At 40.9% G+C, this 597-nt stretch carries 1 protein-coding gene; it reads left to right on the top strand.

What is annotated here, in order from left to right; translation table 11 throughout:
* The coding region (locus ACQY5W_RS13360; protein WP_428025461.1) for a GDP-mannose 4,6-dehydratase at positions 1 to 597 on the top strand (597 nt) is incomplete at both ends.

Below are 597 nucleotides of genomic sequence, written 5' to 3'. Positions count from 1 at the left end.
TGAAAAGAAAACTAAATTTTACCAAGCGTCGACATCAGAGTTATATGGACTAGTTCAAGAAACACCGCAAACAGAGAAGACGCCATTTTACCCACGTAGCCCGTATGCTGTAGCAAAGCTCTATGCATATTGGATAACTGTGAATTATCGCGAAGCATACGGAATTTATGCATGTAATGGCATCCTGTTTAGTCATGAAAGTCCAATTAGGGGAGAGACGTTTGTAACCAGGAAAATTACACGCGCACTAGCGAGGATAAAACTTGGATTACAAGAAAGATTATATTTAGGGAACTTGGACGCCCTCAGAGATTGGGGACATGCAAAAGATTATGTAGAAATGCAGTGGCTAATGTTGCAACAAACAGAAGCAGAAGACTATGTAATTGCAACAGGTCAACAATATAGCGTTAGAGACTTTGTTAACGCAGCAGCAAAAGAACTTGATATTCAAGTGGAATGGAGTGGTAAAGGAGTTGACGAAAAAGGCCATGATGCAGATGGTAAATGCATCGTACAAGTAGACCCTAGATATTTTCGACCCACAGAAGTGGAGACGTTGTTGGGTGACTCTACTAAAGCCAAACAAAAGCTAGG

It is taken from the genome of Arcobacter sp. (assembly GCF_050300555.1).
GTDB lineage: Bacteria > Campylobacterota > Campylobacteria > Campylobacterales > Arcobacteraceae > Arcobacter.
Note: the sequence above shows the minus strand (reverse complement) of the source record. Positions and strands in the feature narration are given on the sequence as shown.